The sequence below is a fragment of the Nakamurella sp. PAMC28650 genome (assembly GCF_014303395.1).
GTDB lineage: Bacteria > Actinomycetota > Actinomycetes > Mycobacteriales > Nakamurellaceae > Nakamurella.
This window is the reverse complement of record NZ_CP060298.1, coordinates 4,347,563-4,368,894: the sequence shown is the minus strand read 5'-3', so window position 1 is coordinate 4,368,894 and position 21,332 is coordinate 4,347,563. Positions and strand designations below refer to the sequence as shown.

Annotated in this window: 8 protein-coding genes and 3 pseudogenes; 3 read left to right on the top strand and 8 right to left on the bottom strand. The window is 67.8% G+C overall.

Annotation, left to right across the window (positions count from 1 at the left end):
* Positions 1-60 precede the first annotated feature (60 nt).
* Positions 61-336, top strand: coding sequence for an integrase core domain-containing protein (locus tag H7F38_RS26745; protein ID WP_187091415.1), 276 nt, complete (start codon positions 61-63; stop codon positions 334-336).
* Here the strand turns inward: H7F38_RS26745 and H7F38_RS19745 are convergent.
* Positions 310-1,554, bottom strand: a pseudogene (locus H7F38_RS19745) (ISL3 family transposase). The gene H7F38_RS26745 and the pseudogene H7F38_RS19745 overlap by 27 nt on opposite strands.
* Before the next feature lie 264 nt (positions 1,555-1,818).
* Positions 1,819-2,478, bottom strand: a complete 660-nt coding sequence (locus H7F38_RS19740) for a Pr6Pr family membrane protein (protein WP_187091414.1) — start codon at positions 2,476-2,478, stop codon at positions 1,819-1,821.
* Between the two features lie 70 nt (positions 2,479-2,548).
* Between H7F38_RS19740 and H7F38_RS19735 the strand changes: the two are divergent.
* Positions 2,549-3,548, top strand: a pseudogene (locus H7F38_RS19735) (transposase).
* A gap of 141 nt (positions 3,549-3,689) precedes the next feature.
* On the opposite strand, the gene H7F38_RS26110 reads toward H7F38_RS19735, so the two are convergent.
* The 5 genes and pseudogenes from H7F38_RS26110 to H7F38_RS19695 form a co-directional block, all read right to left on the bottom strand.
* Positions 3,690-8,321, bottom strand: a complete 4,632-nt coding sequence (locus H7F38_RS26110; RefSeq protein WP_255498436.1) for a DUF11 domain-containing protein — start codon at positions 8,319-8,321, stop codon at positions 3,690-3,692.
* Positions 8,322-8,347: 26 nt separating this feature from the next.
* Positions 8,348-10,882: an isopeptide-forming domain-containing fimbrial protein gene (locus H7F38_RS19705; RefSeq protein ID WP_187091413.1), complete on the bottom strand. Its 2,535-nt coding sequence runs from the start codon at positions 10,880-10,882 to the stop codon at positions 8,348-8,350.
* 403 nt (positions 10,883-11,285) lie between these two features.
* Positions 11,286-11,570: pseudogene (locus H7F38_RS26740) on the bottom strand (hypothetical protein); the annotation flags it as partial.
* 1 nt (position 11,571) lies between these two features.
* Entirely contained in the window at positions 11,572-13,377 is a 1,806-nt protein-coding gene (locus H7F38_RS19700) for a hypothetical protein (RefSeq protein ID WP_187091412.1), read from the bottom strand.
* Positions 13,378-14,781: 1,404 nt separating this feature from the next.
* On the bottom strand, positions 14,782-16,341 hold the full coding sequence (locus tag H7F38_RS19695) for an aldehyde dehydrogenase family protein (protein WP_187091411.1): 1,560 nt from the start codon (positions 16,339-16,341) through the stop codon (positions 14,782-14,784).
* A 490-nt stretch (positions 16,342-16,831) separates the two neighbouring features.
* Here H7F38_RS19695 and H7F38_RS19690 point away from each other — a divergent pair, with 490 nt between their 5' ends.
* A complete protein-coding gene (locus tag H7F38_RS19690; RefSeq protein WP_222618192.1) occupies positions 16,832-20,149 on the top strand; it encodes a glucodextranase DOMON-like domain-containing protein in 3,318 nt (1,105 codons plus the stop codon).
* Positions 20,150-20,489: 340 nt separating this feature from the next.
* On the opposite strand, the gene H7F38_RS19685 is transcribed toward H7F38_RS19690, so the two are convergent.
* Entirely contained in the window at positions 20,490-21,311 is an 822-nt protein-coding gene (locus tag H7F38_RS19685; RefSeq protein WP_187091409.1) for a hypothetical protein, read from the bottom strand.
* Positions 21,312-21,332 lie beyond the last annotated feature (21 nt).

Here is a 21,332-nt window from a genome sequence, read left to right as displayed (position 1 = left end):
CCCCAATATACGTCCGGAATTTTCGCGGACTTCTGCGGGGCGAATGGTATCCGCCGGTCGATGGGCCGCACCGGCACCTGCTATGACAATGCGGTTGCCGAATCATTCTTCGCGACGTACAAGAAGGAGCTGATCCATACGAAGCCGTGGCCGACGTTGAAACGTCTACGACGGGAAACGTTTCTGTGGATCGAAACTTACTATAACACGCACCGACGCCATTCCTCATTGGGCTACTTGACACCCGTGGAATATGAGTTAGGCTTCAGGCATCTAAACGAGGGGTCTCCTGACGTTTTCGTGGGTGGTTTAGCGTCCGGGAAGCGGCGGGCATAACCCGCCGCGGGTGAGCATTGCCATGGCTATCAACGCTTCTGGGCTGTGAAAGCCGTAGGACCTGCGGGTCAAGGCCCGTAGGTGGGTGTTGGTGGCCTCGGATTGGGCGTTGCTCATGTGGTGGATCAGGGTGTTCCAAATCAGCTGCTGGAACCGCTTCAACGTTGCGGCCAGGGCGATGAAGCCGGGGAGTTGGGAGCGGCGGGCCCAGGCGATTCAGCCGGCCAGCAGTTCACGGCCGGCCTGGCCCTTGACCTGGAACACCGCGCGCAGTTGCTCCTTCAGCAGATACGCCCGATACAGATGCCGGTTGGTCTGGGCGATCGAGGCGAGGGACCCGCGTTGCTCCGGGGACAGGTCCGCCGGGTTTTTCAGCAATGCCCAGCGGCTGCCCTTCACCGACGACGCCTGCGCAGAGCTACTGTTACCCCGCAGCGTGTTCCACGTCTGACGACGGACCTTGTCCAACTCCCGGGTGGCCCACCCCACGATATGAAACGGATCCAATCCCAGCACCGCCTGCGGCGCGCGGGCCGTCACGGTGTCGTGGATCCACTGCGCCCCGTCGGCCGAGACGTGCGTCAACGCCGCCGCCCGTTCTGGGCCGAGTTGGTCGAAGAACCGACCCAGGGTGTCGCTGTTGCGGCCCGGTGCGGCCCACACCAATCTGCCGGAGTCTTGATCGACCACGCACGTCAGATACCGCTGGCCTTTGCGGTGGGAGATTTCATCGATGCCGATCCGCTGCAGCCCCGCGAGCACGTCCCGGCCGGCCAAACCGTCGGCGACGACGTGCTCGATGATTGCGCTCACGTGCCGCCACGACGTCCGCATCAACTGCGCCACCACCGACGAAGCGGTGTGCGCCGCCAACCACGCGCACTGGTCTTCAAACGCTCGGGTTGCCCGCGCGCCGGGTCGGGCCCACGGCACCGCCGCGACGACCACCCCGTGCCTCTGGCAACTCACCCGCGGAGCCGCAGCCTGCAGGAATACCATCGTCGACCCCCAGTCCAGCGACCGCCACCGCCGGGTTCCGCCGCCCTGGTCATAGCCCGGCCGTCTACGCCGGCATCGACTGCACCTACTCCGGGCGCCCTTCGTCGCACGCACCGAAACGACCAGCACCTGCCGGTCGTCGGCCTCCTCCCACGCCACATCGCACACCTGCAGTTGCTCGACACCGAGCAGCTTTCGCCATATCGTTACACCGCGCACACCGTGCTCCTGGATAGTGACTGTTTCTAGATAATCCAGAAGCTATACCGGGCACGGTGTGTCGCCCACAACCAGGGGTCAAGACGCCCACGAGAACGTCACAAGAGCCCTATTTCACCGCGGTGAGACCTGACCAGTTACCAATGCAGATACTTCTCGTTGTTGGCGCGGCCGGTTAACACCTCGGCCGGGGATGCCAGCAGACTCGTGATGAGACCGGATGCGAGGGTATTCCGTGGCGACGAGTCGGTGCAACAGGCCATGTCAGCGCGCGACGGCATGCCTGCCGGGCATCCACGCCGGCGCACGCGAAATCACCGCCGTGAGGCCCGTCAGCACCACAGCGATGATCAGCGACGTGAGGATGACTCTGGAGTAGCCGTGCGCCGAAGCGTCCATGAACGGATACGGATACCATCCGACGATCGGGCCGCGGATCAGGCTGTACGACAGGTAGAGCAGAGGAAAGGCCAACCAGAGCAGCGCCCTGCGAAACTCGATCGGCTGTCGCCGGTTCACCATAAGCCAGTCGATGATGATCACCAACGGCATGATGTAGTGCAACACCGTGTTGTCCCACGGGACCGCGGTGAGTTCGGATGCCGGCAACCTGGACAGCAGGACGATGAAGATCAAAATGGTGGTCGTCATAAACAGGGTGACTGCGCCGCGGAAAAATTCGAGCCGGGCCGAGATACCGCCGGCCACGGCAACGAAGCTGCTCAGCAGCAGGCTAACGACGGCCAGCGCATTCGACTCGACGGTGAAGAAGCTGAAGAAATTGGCGGCCACGAAATGGCGGACGGACACCAGGGTGGCGATCTCGGTGACGATTGCGCTGAACCCCAGCAGTGCGGCCAGCACCTTCACCGCGACGATCAGCCGATTAATGGGTATCGTCATCGCGCCTGCATCGACCGACACCGGTAGGGAAAGGTATCCTCCATGGTTTGCTCCTCACGCCAATGTTGTTCACCCATGTTACCGGGCTCTTATCAGTCTAGGGGGTAGACGTGATCGGCGCGTCGTTGCCCGGCTCGACGCGCTCGGTTTGCGAGTGACCGGGCAGTTCCTGGAACCGGATCGGGCGGTGCCGGCTTGTCGCGTCGTAGACCCCGACGATCGATGCGGACGCTGCGGCGGGCAAGGCCGGCCGCGAGACTCCACGACACGGCGACCGGCCCACGAACCGCTCAGCTGGCGATCGATGATCCTACTGGTCACGGTCCGCCGGTATCGTGAGAGAGCTGAGGGGATGTGTGGCGGCAGGACACGTCCGGGGCCGCGGACGCGGGCCCGGCTGTCCCGCGGCGGGTTGCGGCGGGCGTTGACCGGCCTGGTCTGCCAGCACCTCACGGGCGTGGAGGTCGTGGCGATGGATGGGTTCACCGGGTTCAAGACCGCCGACACCCGTGGAGCTGAAACCTGACTTCACCGTGGTAATGGACCCCTTCCGCGTCGTCCGCCTGGCCGGGCAGAGCCTGGCACTGCGTCGACGCCGAGTGCAACAGCACCCTGGGCCAAGGCGGCCGCTCCGGCGACCCACTGCTTTCGGCGCGCCGCACCCTTGCCGCCGGTGCGGATCTGCTCACCGACACCCAGCAGCAACGGATCTCGCCGCTGTTCGCCAACGAAGATCGTCTGTAGGTCGAGGCGACGTGGGGCGTCTACCAGGCGATGGTCGCCGCCTACCGCGACCCCGGTCGAGCCGGCGGCAAACGGAAGATGCGGAAGCTGATCGATACGCTCAGCGCCGCAATCCCCGCCGCCCTGGTCGAGATCCGCACGCTGGGCCGAACGCTCGAGCAACGCGCCGCTGAGGTCCTGGCGTACTTCGACCGGCCGGGCACGACCGAGGCGATCAACGGCCGCCTCGAGCACCTGCTGGGTCTGCTCCGGGCTTCCGGAACCCGACCAACTACGTCGCGAGGTCGCTGCTGGAGACCGGCGGATTCAGGCCTGGCCTACACCTTCGGTTGCGATGTGCCGGGTAGACCCGTCCCGGCCGGGCGCTCGGCTGTGGGGACTCGTCACCGCTGCCTCGCGCAGCGCGATGGTCACCGTTCATGGACGAAGGGCACTCACGCCGTCCTCCATCAGCCGGTGCCGCTCCTCTCCTGCTCACCCTGGACCAGTCAGTGACGGCGGAGCCGCCGTCCTCGCCCGCCGAGGCACAGCGCCACACCGGCCAGCAGGAGCAGCGCGGCGGTGAGCAGCATCGGACTGATGTCGACTCCGGTATTGGGTAGCCGGCCGGATGGGTTCGGTGGTGTCGTCGCCGGCGGCGGGGTGACCGGTGAACTGCTGCCGGGCGGCGTTCGCGGCGGCGTGGTGGTCGGCGGCGTCACCGGCGTTGCAGGCGGGACGGAGTACCCGGCATCGGCGACCGCGATCGTCGGGCCGGTGACGCCGCGCAGCGTCGCCCGGTTCACCAGAGCGGTCCCCGGCGATGCGCTGACCGTCGTCTGGATCAGTACAGCAGCAGAGGCTCCGGCGCCGAGAGTGCCGACGAAGGCACATTGCACGCTGCGCCCGCCAGATCGACACGACCAGTCGGTCGAACCGCTGAAGTCCTTGTAGGACAGCCCGATCGGCAACTGATCGACCACCGTCAGCGGAGCGTCGGACACGTTGGGGCCGGAGTTGGTGATGCTCAGCCGCCAGGAGAGCAGACCACTGCTGTCCGGACCGGTCCCGACGAGCGCCTTGGTCAGTGCAAGACCCGCCAGTGGGGTGACCGGACTGGTCACCGTCGAGGAGTTGTTGCTCGGGTCGGTGTCCGCGGTAGCGGAGGTCACGGTAGCGCTGTTCGTCACGCTCGGGTACGCCGATGGACCGACCTGAACCGTCACGTCGATGACTGCCGCAGTGCCCGCTGCCAACGCTCCAGGCAGTGTGCAGCTGATCGTGGCGGCGATGGAACACGTGGTCTGCGCTGCTATCCCGGGCGCCTGCGCACCCGTGACCGGAACGCCCTTGGCGCTGATGGCGGTCAGGCCGGTCGGCAGCTTGTCGGTCACCGAGAGGGGGCCCGGTGCCTCGGTGGGTCCGCGATTGGTGACGGTCAGGCGGTAGACGGCCGGCCGACCGACCACCATCGAGCTAAGCAGTCCCTTGGTGATCGAGAGGTCGTCCAGCGCCGGAACTTTCACCGGGTCGTCTGCGGTGTTGTTGCTGGGCAACGGGTCCGGTGTCGACGAGGATACGGTGGCCGCATTGATGACCCCGGGGTAGGCGTCGGTGGTCACGGTAGCCGTGACAATCAACTGCTGGATCATCCCTCCCGGTGCTGTGAGCGGTGTCAGCCCGGACGCCGACGCCAACGCGCATTCGACCCGTTGGCCGGTGATCGTGCATGTCCAGCCGTCGGCGTGGGCCGAGAGCGGCGTGAGGCCCACCGGCATCGGGTCCAGCACCACTACGTTCCTGGCAACGGAAGGCCCGTGGTTGGCCACCGTCAGAGTGAAGGTGATGGGATCACCGACCCGGACGCCTGCTGCGTCGTGCGACTTGGCGATCGACAGATCGGCCTGCGGACCGACCGGCACGGCGGTATCGGTGCTGGTGTTGTTGCCAGCGGGGTCGGCGGCGTCAGGATCGGTGGTGATGCCGGGGTGCACGGTGGCTGCGTTGGTCAGGGTGCCGGTGGCATCGACCGCGACAGTGGTGGTGACGGTGATCGGCGCCGTGGTGCCCACCGGGAGATCTACCGGTGCGGCAACGGTTCCCGCCGTGCAGGTCAGCAGTTGGCCGACTGCCGCACACTCCCAGCCATCACCGGTGGCACTCACCAGGGTGACCCCGGCCGGCAGCGTGTCGGTCACGGTGATGGGGCTCTGCACCGAGGCGCGGGAGATCGACGGGCCGAGGTTCCTCACCAGCAGGGTCCAGCTGAACTGCCGGCCCGGTACCGCAGTCGCGCCGTGCGCGTGGGACTTGACGACCGACAGGTCGGCTCTGGTGTCCAGAGGTGCTACGTCGGCCGCGGTGTTGGTACCAGCCAGATCCGGGGTGGTGAAGGCGGTGATCTCGGCGGTGTTGGACAGCGTACGCACCGGCGGGTCGACCTGACCGGCGTCGCCGAGCGTCGCCGGATCCACCAGCCCGGTCAAGCTGATCGGGTGGTCCCCGACGGTCAGAGGTGCGGTGGCCAGGCACTGGACCGTTCCGCTCGGAGCCCCTGCAGCACAGGTGAATTCAGCTGACGTTGCACCGGCGAAGGTGACGCCGGCGGGCAGGGTGTCGGTGACGGTGATCGGTGAGCCCTGGCCGGCGAAGGAGTCGGACGGACCGGCGTTGGTCACCGTGATGGTCCAGGTGAACGGGCTGCCGGCCACTGCCCGCGCGCCGGGGGCGTGGGTCTTGGTGATCGACAGGTCGGCCTGCGTCGTGACGTCGACCGCATCGCTGGTGGTGTTGTCCGCTGCGGCAACAGCTCCGGCCGGTTCGGTCGTGCTGCCCGGGGTGATCGAGGCGTTGTTGGTCAAGGTGCTGCGGACCGATGGTGCGACCGCCACCCGGATCGGGAAGGCCACCGCCTGCGTGCCGGCGGGCAGGTCGACCTGGAGGTCGGCGCTGCGGGTGCAGATCACCGTGTTGTCAACGGGTCCGGTTACGCAGCTGAATCCGGACGCACCACTTCCTCCCGAGACGAAGGTGGTGCCGGCGGGGAGCGTGTCGGTCACCGTGATCGGGTTGCCGGCGGTGGCCCGCGAGATCGACGGACCCAGGTTGGTGACGGTCACCGTCCAGTCGAAGTTCACCCCGGCCGTAGCGGTGCCGGTGTGCGACTTGACCACCGTCAGATCTGCGCTGGTCGTCACCGGGACGGTGTCGGTGGCCGACACGGGAACGGTCGGGTCCTGCGGGGTGCCGGTGGAGACGGTGGCGCTGTTGGTGAGAGTCGCACTCAGCACACCGGAATTGATGGACACAGCCAGCGCGAGTCCGGGTGCCCGGCCAGCCGCCGGAATGCTGGGAGCACCGCCGTCCAGAGTGCAGATGATCACCTGGCCGGCGGCGGCGCAGGTCCAGGGACCCTGGCTGGACAGGTAGGACATCCCGGTCGGCAGAGTGTCGGTGATGGTGATAGGGCCGACCGCATCCGACGGACCGGCGTTCGAGGCGGTCAGGGCGAAGTTGACGGCATCGCCGGCCGAGACGGGATCACTGGCGCTGTCGTGGGTTTTCGTCAGGGAAACGCCCGCGGTCGTGCTGACCGAGATGATGTCCTGGCCGTGCCAGGCGGGAGCGCCGGGGCTGTGCGGAGTGGTCACCGTCAGGTCGGCCTTGTTGACGAGCGAGGTGCCGGTCGCTACTGCGGAGTCAGGATGCGCGGTCACGGTGATCGTCGAGACGCCGCCGGCCACGGTCAACTCGTCCCGCAGGCAGGTCAGTGTGGCCAGGGTGCAGCTCCAACCGGGGCCGGAGAGCGCGGTGACCACCAGACCGGGGTCCGGGGTGTCGACCACGCTCAGGCCGCGCGCGGTCGACGGCCCGGCGTTGACGACCGCGATGCCGTAGGTGACGTCGGTGCCGGCGACCACGGTGGGCCTGGCCGCGGTCTTGGTGATCGAGACGTCGGCCAGCTGGGTGATCGGCGTGTCCCTGGTGACGGTGTCGTTCTCGGGAACCGGGTCGTAGACCGGCCCGGAAACCGTGGCGCGGTTCACCAGGGTGCCGAGCGCCTGCTCGTCGACCAGGACGGGCGCGTTGATGGGACCGGCCAGGTTGGCTCCGGACGCATCGGTCCCGACGGTGGCTGCGGAGGAACAGGTCACGGTGGCCGCGCTGGTCAGGCTGCAGTTCCAGCCGGTGCCCGAGGGCAGATTGGCGGGATCGAAGGACAATCCGGTGGGCAGGGTGTCGACCACCAGGGTCTGACCGGTGGCGACCGACGGTCCGAGGTTGTGTACCTGCAATCGATAGTTCATGCTGCGCCCGGCGACGGCGGCGGTGGTGATGGTCTTGTCCAGGGTGAGGTCGGCCTGTCCGGTCACCGACGAGTCGTCCGAGGTGGTGTTCGAGGTCGGGCCGGGGTCGTGGGTGTCTGCGCCCACCGTGGCAGAGTTGACGATACTCGTTGCGGTATCGAAGTTGTCGGCGATGTGGACCGAGATGCGGACGGTGTCGGTGACCGGGGCGCCCAGGTTGGGGCCGGCGAGTGCGCCGGTGAGCGAGCAGGTCACGCGTGGTCCGGCGGTCACGCAGGTCCAGGTGCCGGAGACCGAGGTGAACGTGCCGCTGGAGGAGACGAAGGCGGGCAACGTGTCGGTGACGACCACACCCGTGGCGTCGGACGGCCCGTAGTTGGTGACCGCCAGTTCGTAGATTCGGTCGGTGCCGGCGACGATCGGCTGGGTGTCCTTGTTCACCAACACCTTGGAGATCCCGAGGTCTGCCTGCTGATCGGGAGTGGTCGTCACCGACGCCGTGTCGATCCCCCCGAGCGAATCGTCGTCCGGGGTGCTGCCCGGCGTCACCGCAGCCGTGTTGACCACCGGTGACGTGCGATCGGACGGCACCCGAACGGTGACGGTCAACGGGGCGGCGCCGGCCGCGGCAGCCAGGGTCGTGGTCCATCGGCAGGTCAGCACACCGGCGGCCGGAACCGCACAGTTCCAGCCGGAGCCGGAAGCGGCGATGAAAGTCGTCCCGGCCGGCAGCGTGTCGGTCACCGTGATCGGCGAGCCGGCATCGGCCAACGACACCGAAGGGCCGAGGTTGGTGACGCCGATGGTGTAACTCGCGTTCGCTCCGGCGGTCATCACGCCGGCGAGCGTCTTGGTGATCTTCAGATCGCCCTCGGTGACGACCGTGCCGGTCGCGGAATCGGTGTTGTTCGCGGTGTCAGGGTCGAAGGTGCGATCGGCGATGGAGCCCGCGTTCTGGACGGTCGAACTCGTGACGGCGTCCTGGGGGATGGCGACGGTGACCGTGACGGCTGGGAAGGACTGGCCGGTCGGCAGCACCTCGGTGCCGTTCGTCCGGGACAGGCCACGGCTCCGGTCCCCGAGTTGGTGGTGCAGGACCATCCGGTGCCGGTCGCCGAGATCAGTCTCAGAGCGGCGCCGGTGCCGCCACCGGGCAGGGTCAGGCGGTTGGGGACGGTGTCGGTCAGGCTGAACGGGCCGACTGCCGGATCCGGGCCGTTGTTCTTCGCCGTCAGCGTCCAACTGCCTTGACTGCCGGCGGTGAAAGTATTTGCCGCTTTGGTGATCTGGACGTCTGCAGCCGCGATCAACGCCACCGCCGTACCCGTTCCGGAGCCGTAGGGCCCGACCGCGTCACCGGCGGCATTCGTCGCGTCGGTGCCGGTGGAGGTCAGCGTGTTGGTGTTCGGGCTGGCCGTACCGCTGGTGGTCGGTGCATCCGGACCGGGGGTGGCATCCAGCGTGACGATGATGGTCTGACCGGGTGCCAGTCCGTCGGTCGACGGGTTGCCCTGCAGCGGGGCAAGTCCGGTCCAGGTCAGCTTCGGACCGTTGGTGGCGGTCGCTGCGGTGATCGTCGGGTCCAGGGCGACTGCCGTGCCGCCGGCCGTGGTGACCCTGGCCGAGCCGGCATCGTAGGTCCAGTGCAACGGCAGCGTGTCGGTCGCGCTCAGGTTGTACGCCCGGCCGGTCCCGGCGTTGGTCAGCGTCAGCTGCCACGTGAAAGGCGCTCCGGCGTAGGCGGGGCCGGTGGTGACGGCCGCCTTGGTCGGCACGATCTTCGGGAAGTCGGGAGTCACGGTGCGGGAGGCAGTGGTTCCGGGCGTCGAGTGCCGGCCACCGGTGTTGGTCTGGCTGTAGACGTCGGTGACGGTGGCGGTGTTGCGCTGCCCGCCCGTGCCCAGCCCGGCCGAAGGCGCCAGGGTGGCGTGGTAGGTGACCGTCGTCGACCCGCCGACGGCCAGCGGGCCGGGGATCGACCAGCGCAGGGTTCCGCCGGAGCCGTTGGGATCCTGCCCGGTCAGCGTGGTCCCGCCCGGCAAGGTCCCCGGGTCGATGGCCACGCCGGCCGGTACCGCGTCGCTGATCCCGACGTCGTAGGCGGGACCGGTGCCGGCATCGCCCGGACCGCCGCCGTTGATCGCCCTGAGCGTGTAGTCGAAGCCCTGGCCGGGCTCCGGGTTGGTGTTGGACACCGATTTGGTCAGGTGGACCACCGGTTCGGTGACGGTGATCGTGGCGGTCGCGGAGATGTCGGACGCCGTGAACGGAGGTATGCCGCCGCCGATCGCCGGGTTCCACGCGATGGAGGCGCCGTTGGTCACCGTCGAGTTGCGGCTGACGGACGGCACGTCGGCCAGCACGGCCGTGTAGGTGAGCGTGATGGTGCGGACCTGGGGCTGGGCCAACAGATCGCCGAGATCCCACGTGGCCAGGGTGCCGGCGCCGGACGGTGTGGTCGTCGGAGCAGTCGACGGCACGGTGCAGGTGCCGGGTGTCTGGGCGCAGGTCAGCGACACCGTCGTCAGGGTGGAGGCGTCCAGACCGGCGGGGAGCAGGTCCCGCAGGACCGCGTGATAGAGGTTGACCTGGGCGGGGATCTGCGCGGTCACGGTGAAGGTGATCGCCGTGCCAACGTTGGCATGATCAGGTGTTGCTGATTTGGTCAGGGCCGGGGTGGTGACCTTCACCGTCTGGTTGTCGGACGCGGTGTACCCGCGCGCGCCGTCCGGGAGTGGCGACTGGGGGGTCGAGCGAACGCCGGGAATCGACGACGCACTCAGGTCGGCCGTGTTCAGGTAGGTCCTGCCGGCGGCCGCGGCGGCTTCGATGGCCACCGTGTAGAACAGCGACGCACTGACCCCTCCAGCCAGATCACCGACGTGCCAACCGATCCGGGTGGTTCCGGTGGCGCATCCGTTGCCGCCGCTCCCGGTTCCGGTACCCGGGGTCGGGCTGTCTGCGCTGCCGACGGCCGGTCCGCCGGCGACGTATCCGGTGACCTGCAGGCCGGCCGGGACGCAGTCGAGAACCCAGTTGTCGTAGGCCGTCGGCCGTCCGGCGGTGTTGCCGGCGGTGAGCTGATAGGTGATGTTCTGGCCTGCTGTGTAGGGCCCGGCGGGGGAGACCGACTTGCTCAGCGTCGGCAGCGGCTCCACCACCGTCGAGGTGGCCGGCTGGGTCAGGGTCGTCGCCGCACCGCCTGCTGGGGTGTAGGTGAATTCGGCAGTGTCGACCTTGGCGTCGCCCTGGCCGCCGACCGCCGTGGTGAATCGACCGGTCAGCGTCACCGGGATCAGCTGGTCGGTGCCGGTGTTGTTGGTGTAGGAGGTCGGGAAGGTCAGCGCGCCGGAGCTGGGATCGAGTGAGAAGCCAACGGGTAGTGCGGTTGTCACGCCAGGACTGGCTGCATTGGGAGCAAATGATGCGGTGGGTGGATGCGCGCCGTTGAGCAGTTTCCAGACCGTTTGGCGGCAGCGCGTCCGCGAGGGTGGCCGAGGCGACGGTCAGACCCGCGGGTACCACGGCTCCGATGGTGAAGGTGAGCAGTTCGCCGACCGCCGCCTGGCCGGCCCCGTCGTTGCCCGGTTCGGCGATGGCGCTGGTGACCGTCTTGGTCGCGGACGCTGGTGCGGTGTAGACGTCCGAGCTGTCGATGACGGCCGGGGCCAGCTGGGATGCCAGGGGGATGTCGGCGTCGATGTTCCCGGCCGGGTAGTACGTGGTGCCGTCCAGCTGGTCGTCGGAGTCGGCCGTGTACTGCGAGACGTACGCGGTGTTGGAGACGTCGATCGCCGGACCGACCTGTGGCACGGTGACGGTGTAGTCCAGTCGTGTGGTGCCGCCGGCGGCCAGGCTGCCCGGGATCATCCAGCGGATGATGGACCGGCCGCTCACCGTCGGGTTCCAGCCGTTCAACGCACCCGGGTCGCGGCACTCCTGGCCGAAGCCGGCGCTCGCGGTGAGGTCGGCACAGGTGAATGGCGCGGGTAGGACGTCCCACACCTCGATGTTCGACACGCTGCGGTCCGTGCCGTTCGCGGCTGTCCCGAGATGCGAGATGTCGACGCGGAAATCGACCACGTCACCCTGTCTGATCTGCTGGTGATCTGTGTTCTCCGGGTTCTCCGGGTTGGGCAGGCCGTTGATCGAGGCGACACCCTTGGTGAGCGACAGGGGAATGGCCGGGGGCGATCGCGAAGTTGACCTGATCCCGGAGCGAGATCACCTGACCGGCCGAGTTCTGCTGGCGCAGCTTCATCAGGTTGCCGGCGATGTCGACCGCTCCGGGATTCGCCGGATCGGTGATGCGCACGGCGACCCGGGCCACGAACGTCTGACCGGGGTCCAGCACCAGCGCGTTGCCCGAGGTCCGTCCCAGGGCCCAGGTGACCGTTCCGCTCGAGGCTGCCGAGGTGTCCAGCGCGATCTGGTTCGTCGGCACGGTGTTGTCCGGGCCGATGGTCGCGGCCACGAAGGTGGTGCCCTGCGGAAGGAAATCGGTGACCGATGCATCACGGGTGAAGGTCCCGGCGGCGAAGCTGACCCGGAGTTCGAAGCACACGAGGTCGCCGAGCGCGAAAGTTGTTCTTGCGGAGGGCAGAGACGGGTTCGTCGGATCGACGAAACCCGTTCCGGCGCAGGAATAGTTCGTTGCCGGTAGGACAGGCAGCGGCTCGATCAGCTTCTTGATCGCCGGTGCGCTGCTGACCAACTCGGCCGAGGACGTGTCCGTGACGGCGAGTGGGCCGGTCTCCGGGCTGTTCCCGATGGGAGTGGTCGTGGCAGCCAACGACACGGTGTTGCCGAAGCTGTCGCCGGCGCTGGTCTCGGTGTTCACGAGCGAACCGCCGGGATACTGCGCGAGCATCCGCGCGGGGTAGGTGATGTGCACGCTCGACTGGTCGGCCAGATCGGCGATGGGCGAGAACGTCATGGTGAAGACGCCCGTGTTCGCGTCGAAGGTGACGCTGGAGTAGCTGATGGGGGGCCCGGCGTCGATGGTCGGTCCCTGGTTGTCGTCGACGCAACCGCCGACTCCCGCCAGTGACGGATTGTCCTGCACCAGGGTGGCCCACTGGGCGGTGGTCACGATCGGGCAGACCCCGTTGCCGAGATGATCGGTGAGCTCGATGTTCTGGGCGGAGGTGTACTCGGAGGTGTCGACCTGCAGGGAGTAGGTGGCAACGCCCCCGATCGCGAAGGCATCCTGCTTGCTGGGCGCGCTGCCGGCACTCTGCACGCTCTTGAGCACCCGGACGTCCTTCGCGGTGACGGTGTGCGTGTCGCTGTCGCTCACCGGGGTGCCGCCGGCACCGGTCGGGTCGCCCGGGGTCGGGCCGGTGTACGTGCCGGTGACGCTTGCCGAGTTGGTGACCGTCTGGCCGTCGCCGGACTGCCGGGTGGAAGCACCCGTGTTGTTGTCCAGGTTGGCACCCTGGCCGCCGGATGCGGGGCTGGGAGAGCCCCCGGGGAACACCATGGTGTTGTCCTGCAACGGGATCGCGGCCACGTACCGGATCGTGTACGTGTCGTCCGGCTGGAGGGTGGGCACCGTCCAGGTGACCTTGGTGAAGACGCCCGACAGCAACGCGGTCGGGTTGGCGACCGTCTCGACGGCTGCGGGCGGCCTGCAGTTGTCGGTCGGTGTCCGGCCGGCGCCCAGCGGTCCGGACCCGGCGTATTCGTTGCCCGCGCTGTTCTCGGTCGTGCCGCACCCGAGGAATTCAAGATTCGCCGGGAGATAGTCGACCACCTGGTTGCCGATGGTGGGGTGATCGCTGTTGTTGGTGACGAGCAGGGTGTAGACCGAGTCGTCCTTGTGGACCCCGCGGAGCAACTTGCCCTCCGGGCTGGCGTCGTCGGACTTCTTGATCGTGATGGCCGACATCGTGGTGGTGGTCGACCGGGTCGGTCCCACGGCCGTGGTCAGGCTGTCGACGGGAGTGCCCGCCGCGGTGAACTTCGGTACCAGCCTCGGGTTGGTCGAGGCGAAGTCCTGCGCGTTGTTGCCGACGGTCGTGGCCGACCGGGTACAGCGTGTGGTCGGCCACGACGAGGTAGCCCAGCGACACCGTCCCGCCCAGCGGAAGATCCGCGACGTTGCTCCAGATCAGCGTCTGCTGCGGCACCAGCGGCGAACCGGCGGTCGGGAAGTGGACCTGGGCCGTGATCACCTTCGGATCGCCGACGTCCGCGGGCGTGGTCGAACCGGGCTTGTAGTCCACCCCCGCGGGCAGGACGTCGCGGAAGGAGACATTGTACTCCTGAACGGCACTGCCGGCACCGGAGGGGTTGGTGGCCGACAGCGAGTAGGCCACAGGACTTCCGGCCAACACCGAACCGGGGCCGGTCTTGGCCATGCCGATGGTCGAAGCGGCTGCGGCCGAGGCGGACGGCGCGTCGGCCACGACCGGAACCACGATCGTGGCGACCAGGAGGGAGACGGAAGCAAGCTGGGCGAGCAGACGGCGACCGGTGCGCGCCGCGGCGTGGCGTCCCCGGTGCGACGGCCCCGAAGATCGCCAGGAGTTCGCCGGCAATGAACGGCCCATCGTCATCAAAAGATCTCCGTGCTCTCTCATTCGTCGGCGCCACCATCGTGGTCCCGGTCCAAAGTTGAACACGGTCTGTCAACCGAAGCACGCGTCCCATCCGGGCGTATGGAGCCGCCGGTCACTGGTGCGCCACGGAGAATTGATTGGAGCCTTCGCACGCGGGGCACAAACGCGGGTTCCTCGTACCAAACGGCTGACTACCGGCCTCGGAAGGTGGAACCACTTGACTCGTCCATCGGCAAAAGCTCACCCACGGTCACCGAAGTGACCTATCGGCTGATTCTGCGGCCCCACGCGTCGGCGCCGAGGGCAAGCAGACGTCCGAGCAGACCGAGGTGGAACTGATCAGCTCGATCGCCAAGCTCCGCGGCCGACCCGGCCCATCGACCCGCCGTCGGCTTGTCGACCAACCCGTCGGCCCCTGCGACACTGGCTCGATTGGCCGTGCCGAGCGGGGCCCGTTCTCGTGCTCGCAGGTCGGCATCCGCGCCGACGCGATCATCCGCACCCTGACCGCGGCGCGACAAGACGACCGCGACCGCTGCGCGCGAACGTGCGGGACCGTGAGCGCAGCAGCGTGTCTCACGGTCTGCTGCGCCGTTCCTGCGTTCATTTCGGGAGTACCGAACATGCACAAGTTCAGCAGGTCCTGGGTTGCCTGCCTTCAAGTAGTGGTGACTGGTCGACGTGCCGACCCGGCAAGTGGTGGTGCCAGCGATCATCTGAAGGCCGTGGTATCACCGGTGGGGGTAGAGAGAGTAGGTCGGGAAGTTGCCGTACAGCTGCTCAACGGATCCGTCGGCTCGGCAGGTCACCGCCTGCACGAGCAGGTCGCCACCGACGAAGGCGCCCTTCCACGAGGCGCCGCGGCCGCCGAACACCTCGTCGCGGTCCCCGCGGGAACGCGGTGTGTTCACCCCGACCTTGAACGCCTGCAGCTCTTCGGAGACCCGGGCGGCCAGATCGGCGTCGTCGGTCGCGATCGAGGCCACCAGCGATCCGTTGGAGGCGTTCATCGCCGACAGCAGTTCCGCCTCGGTGTCCACCAGCACGATGGAATCCAAGGGGCCGAACGGTTCCCGGTGGTGCAGCGACCACGACGACGGCGGCTCCAGGATCGTCGCGGGCGCGATGTAGGCACCGGTGTCCTGGCCCGGCAGGAACCGACCCGTCGCCAGAGTGCGGCGCACCAGCGGGATCCCGCCGCCGGACACCGCCTCGTCGAACCGGTCCCGCAGGTCGCGCGCCTTCTCGGCATGGATGACGGGCCCGAAGTCCAACTCCGGCAACGGATCGGCTGGATCGTCCAGGGCCAGCGGGTGACCGAACCGCAGCCCGTCCATGACCGGTAGATAGGTCTGCAGGAACTGATCGAACAGGGACCGTTGCACCACAAAACGCGGATAGGCGGTGCAGCGTTGCTTGCCGTATTCGAACCCCTTCTTCAGATGCTGGGCCAGCAGGTCCCACTGGCCGAACCCGAAGACCCCCCAGGTGTTCAGTCCCTCCTGTTCCAGAAAGTGCCGGCGTCCGGTGTCGGCCAACGAGGTGGCAGCCTTGCGGCCGTTGGCCCGGCCCCCGACGAAGGCCAACGCCCCCAGGCCCCGTCCGCGGATCAGCACATCCCCCAGTTGCGAACCGACCCCGGAGACCAACGTGACGGGCAGCCCGGCGCGGCGCATCAGCGCATGGGCCAGCGTCAGGCAGTGAAACCCGCCCTGGCTCGGCGTTTTCGCGATCACCGCGTTCCCGGCCAGGACCTGCACCAGTTCGGCGTGCACCTGCACACTCATCGGGTAGTTCCAACTGGCGATGTTGCTGACCGGACCCGGCAACGGCACCCGCCCGGCGCTCTGCCGTTCGATCTCCTGCACGTACCATCGGACCCCGTCCAACGCCCGGTCGACGTCCGCGCAGGCCAACCGCCACGGCTTGCCGATCTCCCAGACCAGCAGCAACGCCAGGAGGTCCCGGTGCCCGGCCATCTCCTCCACTGCCGAGAGCACCCGCCGGCGACGTTCGTCCAGATCGGTCAGGGCCCAGGTCCGATGCTCGGCGACGGCGCCGGCAACGGCGAGCTCGGCCGTGCGGTGATCGATCCGCGGCGGACCCGGGATCCGGGACCCGTCCACCGGGGTTCGGTGCTCACCGATCTGGACGCCCTCGACCCACTCGCCCTGGATCAGGTTCAGGGCCCGATCGACGCCGAATGCCTCAGGTGCGGCCACCCGGGCCCGTTCGAAGGTCTGCGCCCAGCTCGTTCCGGGTGCCAACTGTATCAGATGCCCACCTCTCATTCGTTTCCTCGACCCACCGGAGCGCGCTCCAGAAAGGGCGAAGGTTCTGCCGGAATTACCGGTCGGCGAGCGCGCGGTGAGCGGCTTGAACCTGTACCGGGTGATCGTCGATCGGTGCGAGCAGCTTGTGGCCGGGGTGCGACCGTCATGCCGAAAATATGGATGCGTTGCGAGGTCGGCGGCACTGGTGGCCGCCCACTGCCGACCCGGCGAAACACGTTGGCACTTCTTGGGTGAACAGCGCGCGCCACGCCGCCTCGATGCTCGCACCCGCAGGGATCTGCTGACCCGCACAAAACCGTTCGAGGTGAAGCGAGCTCAGCCACCGCGATTCATCGGACCCGGCCACGGTGGCTACCGGCTGGCGAGCATGTCTGCGGTGATGGCACTGCGGCGGAGTGGGCCGGGCTTGACAGCTGCGCCCCACTGGACTCGAATGGGTCGGCGTGTCCGGGCATCGAGGCTCGGCGCCGGCTCGAATCGAGGCTTCGTGAAACGTTCTCGCCTTCGTCTGGCTTTGTTGGCCTGCGCTCTGGTGGTCAGCGGGTGGGGTGCCCTGCCGGTCCAGGCGGCAACGTCGACACCGACACCGACGGTCGCCCCGGGCGCTCCCGGCTCGTTGGGCCACTTCGGGCTGGCGCGCAAGGATTGTCTGGGTACTGCCCGCAACGCCACCTCCAAGATCTGGTACACGATCGCCGGTGGCGTCCTTTCCGACGTCTACGCACCGACCATCGACGCCACCAATGTCCAGACCATGCAGTTCCTGGTCAGCGACGGCAGTTCGTTCACCGATCTGCAGAGCCGGGACATGACCTACACGGTGTCGGCCGATCCGACCGGGATGATCTGCACGGTCACCTCCACCGCGAAATCCGGGCAGTACCGTCTCACGACCACCTACCTCACCGACACGGCCAGGGCGAGCGTGGTGGTGCACACCCGCTATGTCCCGTTGTCCAGGGCAGCCAGAGCCTTCCGGCTCTACGTGCGGCTGGATGCGACGATGGGCGGCAACGGGGGCGGCGGCTCCGGGAATGGCGGCGCGGACTCGGCCACCGTCGACTCGTCGACCGGCTCACCCGTCCCGGTCTCCTACGACACCGTGACGGCCACCAACGCCGTCAACCGCGACTACGCGGTGCCGAGCTACCTGGCGTTGCGGGCCGACAAGCCCTTCACCGCGGCCAGTTCCGGCTTCGTCGGGACCGCCAGCGACGGCCTGTCCCAACTGGACGGCGCCCATGTGCTGACACCGCGCTATGACAAGGCGGTGGGTGGCAACGTCGAACAGACAGCCGCGATCCAGCTCGGCGAAGAATCCTCGGCCACGCTGGCGCTGGGCTTCGGCACGAGTCAGGCCGCCGCGGTCAGCACCGCAGGCGCCACCGCTCGGACGCCGATCCGGGCCCTGTTGGCCCAGTACGAGATCGGTTGGCTGCGTTACGATGCCGGACTCCGCCGGCCGTCACTGGATCTGCCCGGCCTGAGCCGGGCCCAGAAGATCGCCGCGGTCAAGGAGTACTACCTGTCGGCGAACGTGGTGAAGTCCAGTGAGGACAAGACGTTCCCTGGCGCGATCGTGGCCTCGCTGGCCTCGCCGTGGGGGCAGGCGGTGTCGGCCGGCGACCCGACGAACACCTACTTCGGTTCCTATCGCGAGGTCTTCGCCCGTGACCTCTACGAGGCGTTCACTGCACTACTGACCGACGGTGACCTCTCGACGGCTCGCGCGACCACGAGATCTCTACTGCTGCAGCAGCAACAACCCGATGGCTCGATGCCGCGCAACTCGCTGCTGAACGGCAAGGTGGCGCCTGATTCGTTCAACACCCAGTTGGACGAGGCGGCCTACCCGATCCTGATGGCCCAGCAGTCCGGGCTGGGCGGCGACCCCATGCTCTGGCCGCACATCAAGGCCGCAGCCAATTTCCTGATCAGCCACGGCCCGGCGACCGGCCCGGAGCGGTGGGAGGAGCAGAGCGGGTACTCCCCGTCCACCATCGCGGCCGAGATCGCCGGTCTGGTCGCGGCCGGCAACATCGCCAAGCAGCACGGCGACCGCGCCTCGGCCCGCGTGTGGCTGGCCACCGCCGACTTCTACCAGCGGAGCATCAAGGGCTGGTCGGTGACCACCAACGGGCCGCTGTCCACCGATCCCTACTTCATCCGTGTGTCCAAGACCGGGGATCCGAACGCGGCGATCAGCTACAACCTCGGTAACGGCGGCGCGACGCTCGACCAGCGCTCGATCATCGACGCCGGGTTCCTGGAGCTGGTCCGGCTCGGCGAGCTGCCGGCCGCCGATCCGGTCGTGCAGAACTCGCTGAAGGTCGTCGACGCGACCCTGATGAAGCAGACCCCCAGCGGCCCGGGCTGGTTGCGCTACAACGGAGACGGCTACGGCGACTGCAGCGTGCTGGGTGTCGGCGGCGGCTGCGCCACCCTCGGCGCGCCGTGGGCCCCATCCGGCAAGGGCACCGGACACGTCTGGCCCGTCCTGTCGGCCGAACGAGGAGAACAGGAGCTCGCCACCGGCAACCGGAACTACGCCGGGCAGCTGCTGTCCAGCATCGACAACATGTCCTCGGGTGTCGGGCTGGTGCCCGAGCAGGACTGGGACGCACAAGATGTCGCCGCCTCGGCGTTCGGCACCGACCCGGGCACCGCCTCGATCGGCTTCGTCAACGGCAAGCCGGCCGGGTCGGCGGCCCCGCTGACCTGGGGTAGTGCATCTCAGGTCCGCCTGATGGCTGACCTGAGTGCACGCAAGGTGCTGGAGCAGCCGGAGCAGACGGTGGACAGGTACCTCGAGCACACCCAGGGCAGCACGACCCTGACGGTGACCGCCCCGGCGGACGGCACGGCGCAGACCGGGACCATCAACGTCACCGGCTCGGCTGCCGTCGGAGCTCTTGTTGATGTGGCCGACGTGGCCACCGACGGCCACAGCGTCACGACGCCGGCCACCGCCACGGTCGGTGCCGGTGGCATGTTCTCCGTTCCGGTGACCATGGCCGGCGGCACCAACGTGTTGGTGGTGACGGCCACGGCGACCAATGGGGGCACGGCCCAGCAGGTGGTCACCGTGCTCAACGACATCGTCGCGGGCAGCAAGATCTTCGACGCCCCTGATCCGGCCGGGGACGACAATGGCCCGGGCAACTACACCTACCCCACGGCCGGCGACTTCCACGCCGGTGCCTACGATCTGACCGATTTCCAGATTTACGACACGGGCTCGACGGTCACCTTCCGGGCGCAGACCCGCGACCTGACACCTACTTTCGGCAGCCCGCTCGGGGCGCAGTTGATCGATCTCTACGTGACCGTGCCCGGTGGCGGCACCACCTCCACGGCGGCATCGTTCCCGGGCCGCAACTACCAGCTGGCCGCCGGCTGGAACCGGCTACTGGAGGTGCAGGGCTTCGGGCAGCGATTCATCGACGCCGGTGGGAACACCCTGGGCACCATCAACATCACAGCGCGGCAGATTTCCCGGTACATCACCTTCACCGTCGACAAGTCGGCGTTGGGCGGCACCCCGGCGTCGGGGTGGAAGTTCGCCTTGACGTTGGCCGGGCAGGACGGCTTCAGCGCGGATCAGGCCAGGGCTTTCACCATCACACCTGGTGCCTACTCATTCGGCGAGTGCGCGACCACGACCAGCGATCCGCGCTGCACGACGGACCCCAAGGTGCTGCCGAAGGTGATGGACACCCTGACACCGGCGGGAGTGAACCAGAGCGATGAACTGGACTACACGCGCCATCAGCCGGTGGTGATCGCCGCGGTCACTCTGCCCTGACGGATTGTTCCGATGCGGTGAGGGTTGTTTTTTCCCAATGGCTTTCCCACCCCGACCGTGGAGTCACTGCGCAGCAACGTCCGGCATCCCTGGACGTCAGTCCTGGATTCGTCGCGTTGTGGAAGTCATCGGCCGGCGGCGGCTCTGGCCCGTGGAGCATGCGACCGCGGCGGAGCGCGGATCGTGTCCCTCAGCCCGACGGCCCAGATGCGCGCCGACGTGGACTTCGAAGACCTGCACTGTCAGCGGAGCAGGTCTACCAAGTCTGGGTATCGGGGGTGCACCAGAACCGAGGCCCAACTGGTGCGTGCTACGACACACCCGGGAAGAACGTTGCCCATCAGAGGTTGCGGGCTCCGTGGGCGATGCGAGTTGCCAAGGCTTTGAGCGCAGTGGGACAGCCGTAGCCGAGGTAGTCCGCCCCCAACGCCTGGGCGATGCAGTCGGCTCCGTGTTCCACGCCGTTGTAGCTGTGGCGGTCGTTGGGGTCTCCCAGGAGTTCGTTGAAGGCTTGGACTGCGTCGAACCAGGGGTCGGTACCGGAGTAGGCGCGGTACTGCAGGACGTGGGCCCATTCGTGCAACATGACAGCCCGTAGGTAATGCACCGAGTTGCCGGAGGCGACGTCGATGAGCCGGTTCCAGGGCTGGGCCTGTCCAGACATTCCTGTGGCAAGAGCGGTGAAGGTCCAGTTGATGGTGTTGTTGGGGTCGATGGTTTTGGCGATGGCCAGCATGTCCGCCTTGGTGGCCGGTGGGTAGGCGTGGAACGAGAAGCACCCCAGGGATGCGGTAGTCCTTGGGCTGCTGACATCTCGGGCATCCAGGCACACCAGGTGCTGGCCTGCGGGCAGGGTGAGGGTGATCTTGAAGCCGTGTCCGCCGGTAGCATGCATGGCGGTGTTGACGTCGATCCGCGGCAGATCGGCGGAGCGCCAGGTGCCCAGAGGTTGTCGGTCCATCGTGACCTGCACGCTGCTGGAGACGGTGCGTGCCGAGGGATCCAGGGCCCATCCGGTGATGATGACGGTGTTGCTGAAGCTGTTCGTCTGGACCAGCTCCAGCCGCCCGGTGGGCGCCGGGATGGATGCGTCGGCCGGGAGCGCGACCACCGTGAGCAGAACGGCCGAACAGAGGAAACCAAGCAGGAGGTGACGAAGCATCGGGGATCTTTCCAGCGCAGC